Annotated in this window: 7 protein-coding genes and 1 pseudogene; 2 read left to right on the top strand and 6 right to left on the bottom strand. The window is 66.0% G+C overall.

Annotated features, from left to right (window positions below; genetic code table 11):
• Together KH616_RS18170 and KH616_RS18165 are read right to left on the bottom strand one after the other, a co-directional pair.
• Window positions 1-203, bottom strand: a pseudogene (locus tag KH616_RS18170) (fimbrial protein); the annotation flags it as partial.
• A 125-nt stretch (window positions 204-328) separates the two neighbouring features.
• Window positions 329-1,255: a competence protein ComA gene (locus tag KH616_RS18165; protein WP_292249032.1), complete on the bottom strand. Its 927-nt coding sequence runs from the start codon at window positions 1,253-1,255 to the stop codon at window positions 329-331.
• Window positions 1,256-1,479: 224 nt separating this feature from the next.
• Between KH616_RS18165 and KH616_RS18160 the strand changes: the two genes are divergently transcribed.
• Complete coding sequence (locus KH616_RS18160; protein ID WP_292249030.1) at window positions 1,480-3,873, top strand: penicillin-binding protein 1A; 2,394 nt, start codon at window positions 1,480-1,482, stop codon at window positions 3,871-3,873.
• A gap of 64 nt (window positions 3,874-3,937) precedes the next feature.
• Here KH616_RS18160 and cyaY read toward each other — a convergent pair whose 3' ends face one another.
• On the bottom strand, window positions 3,938-4,264 hold the full coding sequence (gene cyaY / locus KH616_RS18155) for an iron donor protein CyaY (protein WP_292249019.1): 327 nt from the start codon (window positions 4,262-4,264) through the stop codon (window positions 3,938-3,940).
• A 36-nt stretch (window positions 4,265-4,300) separates the two neighbouring features.
• Here cyaY and KH616_RS18150 point away from each other — a divergent pair, with 36 nt between their 5' ends.
• Window positions 4,301-4,609 carry a lipoprotein gene (locus tag KH616_RS18150; protein WP_292249016.1) on the top strand — a complete coding sequence of 103 codons (309 nt, stop codon included), beginning with the start codon at window positions 4,301-4,303 and terminating at the stop codon, window positions 4,607-4,609.
• Between the two features lie 139 nt (window positions 4,610-4,748).
• On the opposite strand, the gene msrQ is transcribed toward KH616_RS18150, so the two are convergent.
• The 3 genes from msrQ to ccsB all read right to left on the bottom strand — a co-directional run.
• Window positions 4,749-5,426: a protein-methionine-sulfoxide reductase heme-binding subunit MsrQ gene (msrQ, locus tag KH616_RS18145; protein ID WP_292249013.1), complete on the bottom strand. Its 678-nt coding sequence runs from the start codon at window positions 5,424-5,426 to the stop codon at window positions 4,749-4,751.
• A gap of 21 nt (window positions 5,427-5,447) precedes the next feature.
• Window positions 5,448-6,443: a protein-methionine-sulfoxide reductase catalytic subunit MsrP gene (gene msrP, locus KH616_RS18140; RefSeq protein ID WP_292249010.1), complete on the bottom strand. Its 996-nt coding sequence runs from the start codon at window positions 6,441-6,443 to the stop codon at window positions 5,448-5,450.
• 159 nt (window positions 6,444-6,602) lie between these two features.
• Window positions 6,603-7,757: c-type cytochrome biogenesis protein CcsB (gene ccsB, locus KH616_RS18135; protein WP_292249007.1), on the bottom strand; the 1,155-nt coding region annotated here is incomplete at its 5' end.

Raw genomic sequence — 7,757 nt, 5'->3', positions numbered from 1 at the left:
GGCGCCGCCAGTCCCGCAGCCTGCGCCTGTCGCTTAACGATAGCTGCCGCGATTCGCGAAGCACGCTCCGCCGCATCCACACGCGGCTGGAGCTGGCGCAGGCGCGTTTCGAGCACCGTGCGCTCCGCGTCGATATGCGCCCGCATCCCCGCCGATGCGCCCGCCCAGATTCCGACGCCCAGCTCACCGAGCAAGATCGCCACGCAGTACCGTCTGGCTCGCCGATGCCGCGCGGCACGTGCCGCGCGATCGCGATACGGGAGCAAATTGAATCCGCCGAGCCACGGCGGCGGCCCTTCCGCCGACACCGGAAACATTCCTGCCGTGCTCATTCCCACACCCCGCGCAACGCGAGCCCGAACGCCACCGCGAATGCCGGTTCGTGCAGCACATCGCGCGTCCCAGCCGGTATATCGCCAGCCCAGTGCACACATTCGAACGGCAACGCAATCGCACCGAGCAGATCGCCGATGTCCGCGACCGACACCCCGAAACGGGAAAGACAGCGATCGTCGCCTGCAACGATCGCGCAACAGGGCTGCCGGCACGCAAAAGCCCGCAATGCATCCGCCAATTCCGCATGCGCGCCGTCCGGGAATGCGAAACGCAGTACGGCAGCCCCGCGTTCCAGCCACCAGCCGCGCACCCCGGCATCGCCAAACCACAGCACGAAGGACGCGTCGTGCGCATCCAGCTCGTGCATCGCCGCATAACGCAGCGCACGTAACGCGGCGATCGACTCGCCGTCCACCGCCGTCAGGTCGACCCCGGCCAGCGCGGCCGCGTCGACCCGCCGTTGCAGCAAGGCCTGCGGCGCTGCCGCAATCGCGATCTGCCCCGGCTGCGCGCCATCCTCATGCCGCCAGTCGAATGCCAGACTGTCCGGCGCGAGCCCGGACACGCGCTCCGCCGCCTGCCGCGCCGCATCCACGACGTCGTCGCGCCCGGCCAGATCGAGCGCTGCGATATGCAGCTCGTCGTCGCGCAACGCCATCACGCCCCGCGCATCGCACCGCACACCACGGGCCGACAGCCGCGACACGGCCGTCGACAGCGCGCGCCCGACCGCCGCCCAGTGCATGTCATCGCCTCCGGCCGCCGGGGCGAACGGTTCCGCCTCGAGCCCCTCGACCCGCACGTCCGCGCCGCGCCCGCGCCAGCTCAGCACCGCCACCCTCACCTCGCTCGCGCCGACATCGATTCCTGCCGCCGTCCGCCTGCCCATCGCGAATCGCACCGCCCATCGCTCGACCATCCCGCCTCCCGAAACCGTTGCGGCCCACGCCGCATTTCCCGGTTTGCATTCTGCTCAGCGGCGAGCACTACCGGCAGTCTGCCGATCGGCCAACTCGTGCGAACGGCGCCGCCGGCGCGCTATGCTGAAACGACGGCAATCCGCGGTTGCACCCGCCCCGGCCGCCCGCGCCGGGCCATTCATACCGCACGGCTATAATCGCGGGACTGTTTTCTGGTGTGCCTATGCAATCCACGTCTTCAACGCCCCCGCCCGACACTCCCGAGGAACCGCGCAACCGCCCCTGGTGGATGAAGGCGCTGATCGGACTTCTCGCGGCATGCGTGGCGCTCGTCGTGTGCGGCGGGCTGGTGCTCGGCTATGCGCTCGTCGTCGCGGCGCCCAACATGCCCTCCCTCGACGCGCTGACGGACTATCGTCCGAAGGTTCCGCTGCGGATCTATACGGCCGATCACGTGCTGATCGGCGAATTCGGCGAAGAGCGTCGCGACATCGTCCATTTCAAGGATGTGCCCGATTCGTTGAAGAAGGCCATCCTCGCGATCGAGGATGCGCGCTTCTACGACCACGGCGGCGTCGACCTCACCGGTATCGTGCGCGCCGGCTTCGTCGCGCTGACGAACGGCCATGCGTCCCAGGGCGCGAGCACGATCACGATGCAGGTCGCGCGCAACTTCTTCCTGTCGAGCGAAAAGACCTACACGCGCAAGATCTATGAAATGCTGCTCGCCTACCGGATCGAGCGCGCGCTGACGAAAGATCAGATTCTCGAGGTCTACATGAATCAGATCTATCTCGGGCAGCGGGCGTACGGTTTCGCGAGCGCCGCGAGGATCTATTTCGGCAAGGACCTGAAAGACCTGACGCTCGCCGAGGCGGCGATGCTGGCAGGCCTGCCGAAGGCGCCGTCCGCGTACAACCCGGTCGTCAATCCGAAGCGCGCGAAGGTGCGTCAGGAGTACATCCTGCAGCGGATGCTCGAGCTGAACTTCATCACGCGCGAACAGTACGACGAGGCGATTGCGCAGCCGCTTGTCGTCAAGGGTGCGGGTCGCGAGTTCAGCGTGCACGCCGAATACGTCGCGGAAATGGTGCGCCAGATGATGTACGCGCAATACCGCGAGGAAACCTATACGCGCGGCTTCAACGTCGTCACGACGATCGATTCCGCAGACCAGGCGGTCGCTTACCGTGCGCTGCGCAAGGGCATCATGGACTACGAGCGGCGCCACGGCTATCGCGGCCCGGAAAGCTTCACCGAGTTGCCGGACAGCGCCGGCGAGCGGGAGCAGGCGATCGACGACGCGCTGCTCGAGCATCCGGACAACGGCGAGCTGGTCGCGGCGGTCGTCACGGCGGCGAGCCCGCGTCAGATCAGTGTCGCGTTCATCGACGGCAGCAGCGCGACGATCGAAGGCGACAACCTGCGCTTCGCGTCGAGCGCGCTGTCGGCCAATGCGCAGCCGAACCGCCGCATCCGGCCGGGCGCGATCGTGCGCGTCGTCAAGAACGACGACGGCAAGTGGGCGATCACGCAGCTGCCACAGGTCGAAGGCGCGTTCATCTCGATCGTCCCGCAGAACGGCGCGATCCGCTCGCTCGTCGGCGGCTTCGACTACAACAAGAACAAGTTCAATCACGTCACGCAGGCATGGCGGCAGCCGGGCTCGTCGTTCAAGCCGTTCATCTATTCCGCATCGCTCGACAAGGGGCTCGGGCCGGCGACGATCATCAACGACGGCCCGCTGTTCTTCAGCGCCGCGGAAACGGGCGGCCAGCCGTGGGAACCGAAGAACTACGGCGGCGGCTTCGAGGGGCCGATGTCGATGCGCACCGCGCTGCAACGTTCGCGCAACCTCGTATCGATCCGGATCCTCAATTACATCGGCACCAAGTACGCGCAGCAGTACGTCACGCGTTTCGGCTTCGATGCGGAACGTCATCCGGCCTATCTGCCGATGGCGCTGGGCGCGGGCCTCGTCACGCCGCTGCAGATGGCGGACGCCTACTCGGTGTTCGCGAACGGCGGCTACCGGGTCAATCCGTACCTGATCGCCGAAGTGACCGATCCGAACGGTGCCATCGTCGTGCGCGCCCAGCCGCTCGTCGCCGAGCAGAACGCACCGCGCGCCATCGAGGCGCGCAATGCCTACGTGATGAACAGCCTGCTGCAAAGCGTCGCGCAGCGCGGCACCGGCGCACGCACCAACGTACTCAAGCGCACCGACCTCGTAGGCAAGACCGGCACGACGAACGATTCGCACGACGCGTGGTTCGCCGGCTACCAGCACACGCTCGCCGCGATCGCATGGATCGGCTACGACAATCCGCGCAGCCTCGGCGACCGCGAAACCGGCGGCGGCCTCTCGGTGCCGGTGTGGATCGACTACATGAGCGCGGCGCTGAAGGGCGTGCCGGAGTACAAGCCGGCGATGCCGGACGGCGTCGAGACGCTCGGCGGCGAGTTGTACTTCACCGACTTCACGCCGGGTCACGGCTTCGTGTCGTCGGTCGGCGTCCCGCAGGCGCCCGCGTCGGCAGAAGGTGAGGAAGCAGAACCGCCGCACGTCGACGAACAGGAAAAGCAGGACATCATGAACCTGTTCCGCGGCCACTGACCGGCCGCGCGACCATGAAAAAAGCGGCCGAGGCCGCTTTTTTCATACGACGCCCGCCGCGCGGTCAGGCACTGAACGCAATCGGCATCCCCGCCTGCTGTGTCGCGTACTCGGTCAGCGCCGCAAAAAACTCCGCGCCGCTGCGCGTGTCGCGCCAGGCGCCGTCGACATAGCGGTAATGGAATCCGCCCGCTTTCGCGGCGATCCACACTTCCTTCATCGGCGGCTGCAGGTTGACGATGATCTTCGAGCCGTTCTCGAACGTCAGCGTCAGAACGCTGCCGTTGCGTTCGAGATCGATATCGTGATCGCCGTCATTCGCGGCGTCCACGGTACGTTCGACGGCCGCCAGGACGGCCTCGGCACGGGTCAGGTATTCGGTATCGGACATGCTAAACTCTATCGATTCAATTGTTCAGGGACGATCATGCGACTCGCTTTCCGGATGAGCGCGATTGTAGCGGCTTTGGCGATTCTTGCAGGCTGCGGCCAACGTGGCCCGCTCTACCTGCCGAACGTGCCGCCGCTGCCGCAAAAGCCGATCGAACAGCGGGATCCTCCGCCGTCGGACGTCAAGCCGAGCGATGAGACCGCATCGTCCGAAAGCATGCCCGATATGCCCGGTACGCCGCTGATGTTGTCGCCGGAACTATCGAGCAACAGCGCCGCGTCCGCGAACGACAACGCCGCGGCAGTCGCGCCGACGCCCGCATCCGGTTCCGCACGCACGCAGTAACGCGATCGCGGCAGCCGTTCGCGCACGCGTGCCGCCACCGGGCGCATGACGCCACGCAAGGCAATCCGCGCACAAAACAGCAAAAAGGCGATGACCGTCCGGCCATCGCCTTTCGTTTTGTCCGGCGCCCCACGGCCCGCTAGCCGCGCACGTGCCGCCACCCCCAGGCTGCCAGCCGCCAGCCGAGCAACGCGGCGACAATCGCCGCGTACAGCTTCGGTTGCGCGAGATCGTGCTTGCCCGCTCTCATCCACCAGAAGTGCAGGACGCCGAACAGCGCGATCGCATAGATCGCGCGATGCAGCGTGCCCCAATGGCGGCCGAGCCGGCGTGCCGCCGCGCGCGGCGACGTCGCGGCGAGCGGGATCAGCAGCAGGAACGCGGCAAAGCCGACCATGATGAACGGCCGCTTGCCGACGTCTTTCACGATCGCCATCAGGTCGAACCACTTGTCGAACCAGAAGTAAGTCGTGAAGTGCAGCGTCGCGTAAAAGAACGCGAACAGCCCGAGCATCCGGCGAAAACGCAGCAGCGCGTTGATGCCGGTCATGCGGCGCAATGGCGTGACGCCGAGCGTGATGCACAGCATCACGAGCGTCCACAGGCCGGTCGAGCGCGTGACGAACTCGATCGGATTCGCGCCGAGCCGGTCGGTCAGGCCGAACAGCACGAGGCGTCCGAGCGGATACAGACCGGCCGCAAAGACCGCCACCTTGGCAGGCGCAATCCAGCGCGGCGCGCCAACCGCGCGCGCGCCGCCCGGCCGGCGCCCGGCGACGTCCGCGACCGGCGAGGGCGTGAGTGTCGAGGGTTGCATGTCGTTTCCCACCATTGAACGTCAGAAGAATTTCTTCAGATCCATGCCCTGATACATCGACGCGACCAGATCTCCGTAACCGTTGAACATCAGTGTCTTGCGCTTCGGCGTGAAGAAGCCGTCCTCGCCGATGCGCCGCTCGGTCGCCTGACTCCAGCGCGGATGATCGACGTTCGGATTGACGTTCGAGTAAAAGCCATACTCGTTCGGCGCATAAGTATTCCAGCTGGTGGGCGGCTGCTTGTCGACGAAACGGATCCTGACAAGCGACTTCGCACTCTTGAAGCCGTATTTCCACGGCACGACGATGCGCACCGGTGCGCCGTTCTGGTTCGGCAGCACCTGTCCGTAGACGCCCATGGTCAGCAGCGTCAGCGGATTCATCGCCTCGTCCATTCGCAGGCCTTCCGAATACGGCCAGTCAAGAACCGGCGTCGACAGGCCGGGCATCTGCGACGGATCGGCGAGCGTGATGAACTGCACGTACTTGGCGTTGCCTGTCGGCTGCACGCGCTTGACCAGTTCGGCGAACGGCACGCCGATCCACGGAATGACCATCGACCATCCCTCGACGCAGCGCAGCCGGTAGACACGCTCCTCGAGCGGCGCGAGCCTGAGGAGTTCGTCGATGCCGAACACCTTCGGGTGCAGCACCTCGCCTTCCACGCTCACCCGCCAGGGTTGCGGACGAAGCGACCCGGCATAGTGCGCCGGATCGCTCTTGTCGGTGCCGAACTCGTAGAAGTTGTTGTAGGACGTGATGTCCTTGAACGGCGTCGCCTTGTCGGCGACGACAAATTTCGGATTGGCCTTCGCCGCCAGCTTCGCCGCCCGTGCGTCAGGCGACGCCAACGCGGCCAGCGCCACGCCGCTGCCGCCCAGCAAGCCGCCCGCCGCCGCGATGCCCGCGGCCTGCAGCACACGCCGGCGGCGCTCGAACATTGCGCGCGGCGTGATTTCACTGCGTGCAATGTCGTCACCGCTCAACGCAATCCGGAAAGGGCGTTTGATCCACATGATGTTGCGCCTCCTGCGCACGCCGCAACGCGTGCTTCATGAGCGTTCGACCCGGACCATCTTGCACCGTTCGTCGTCCGGGACGCCCGCCTGTTACAAAAGAAAACCGCCGGGCACGCAGTGCGTCGGCGGTCTTTAGTCGGGCGGGCGTCGGAAATCTTACAGCTTGCCGTAGCTATGCAGGCCGGACAGGAACATGTTGACACCGAGGAAGGCAAACGTCGTGACGATGAGGCCCGTCAGCGCCCACCATGCCGCGACAGTGCCGCGCAAGCCCTTCATCAGGCGCATGTGCAGCCATGCCGCATAGTTCAGCCAGACGATCAGCGCCCAGGTTTCCTTCGGATCCCAGCTCCAGTAGCCGCCCCACGCTTCGGCCGCCCACAGCGCGCCGAGGATCGTCGCGATCGTGAAGAACGCGAAGCCGACCGCGATCGACTTGTACGTCACGTCGTCGAGCACCTCCAGCGACGGCAGACGATCGGCCAGCACGCCACGCTCCTTCAGCAGGTATGCGACCGACACCATCGCCGACAATGCGAAGCTGCCGTAGCCGATGAAGTTCGCCGGCACGTGGATCTTCATCCACCAGCTCTGCAGCGCCGGCACGAGCGGCTGGATCTGCTGCGCGTCGCGCGCGATCGAATACCACATCAGGAAGCCGACCGCCGCGCTGATGACCAGCAGCACGAATGCGCCGAGCGCGCGCGTGCCGTAATGGCCTTCGTAGTACAGATAGAGCAGCGCGGTGATCAGGCTGAACAGCACGAAAACTTCGTACAGGTTCGATACCGGGATATGGCCGACGTCCGCACCGATCAGGTACGACTCGTACCAGCGCACCATCAATCCGGTGAAACCCATCAGCACGGCAAACCAGGTGAGCTTCTGCCCGATCGCGCCGCCGGATGCCGAACGGCTCAGCGTGCCGATCCAGTAGAACACCGTCGCGAGCACGAACAGCGCACTCATCCAGAGGATCGCCGACTGGCTGGACAGGAAGTATTTGAGGAAGAACGCCGACTCCGCGCGCGACAGGTCGCCGTGATAGATCTGGATCGACAGCAGCGACAGCGCCGCGATCGACGCCATCAGCAGCCGGGCCGGCTTCCAGCGCCAGCCGAGCGCGACGAGCGCCGGGACGGTGCCGAACAGCACCGCCTTGTCGTAGTAATCCATGTGCGCGTTGTAGTGCACGAACGCGTAGCCGGCGCCGATCACGAGCGCCAGCGCAAACAGCCAGTCGATCGGCGACAGGCGCGCCAGGAAAGGCCGGCCGTCGAAAAGCGGTGCGTCGGCCGGGGCCGGCGCGGA

Origin of the sequence: Burkholderia sp. (assembly GCF_018375725.1) — a bacterium.
Taxonomy (GTDB): Bacteria; Pseudomonadota; Gammaproteobacteria; order Burkholderiales; family Burkholderiaceae; genus Burkholderia.
This window is presented reverse-complemented; position numbering and strand designations above follow the sequence as displayed.

Excerpts from the sequence above, each read along its gene's own strand:
- KH616_RS18165 (WP_292249032.1), bottom strand. The coding sequence starts at position 1,255 with ATGGTCGAGCGATGGGCGGTGCGATTCGCGATGGGCAGGCGGACGGCG.
- KH616_RS18160 (WP_292249030.1), top strand. The coding sequence starts at position 1,480 with ATGCAATCCACGTCTTCAACGCCCCCGCCCGACACTCCCGAGGAACCG.
- cyaY (WP_292249019.1), bottom strand. The coding sequence starts at position 4,264 with ATGTCCGATACCGAATACCTGACCCGTGCCGAGGCCGTCCTGGCGGCC.
- KH616_RS18150 (WP_292249016.1), top strand. The coding sequence starts at position 4,301 with ATGCGACTCGCTTTCCGGATGAGCGCGATTGTAGCGGCTTTGGCGATT.
- msrQ (WP_292249013.1), bottom strand. The coding sequence starts at position 5,426 with ATGCAACCCTCGACACTCACGCCCTCGCCGGTCGCGGACGTCGCCGGG.
- msrP (WP_292249010.1), bottom strand. The coding sequence starts at position 6,443 with ATGTGGATCAAACGCCCTTTCCGGATTGCGTTGAGCGGTGACGACATT.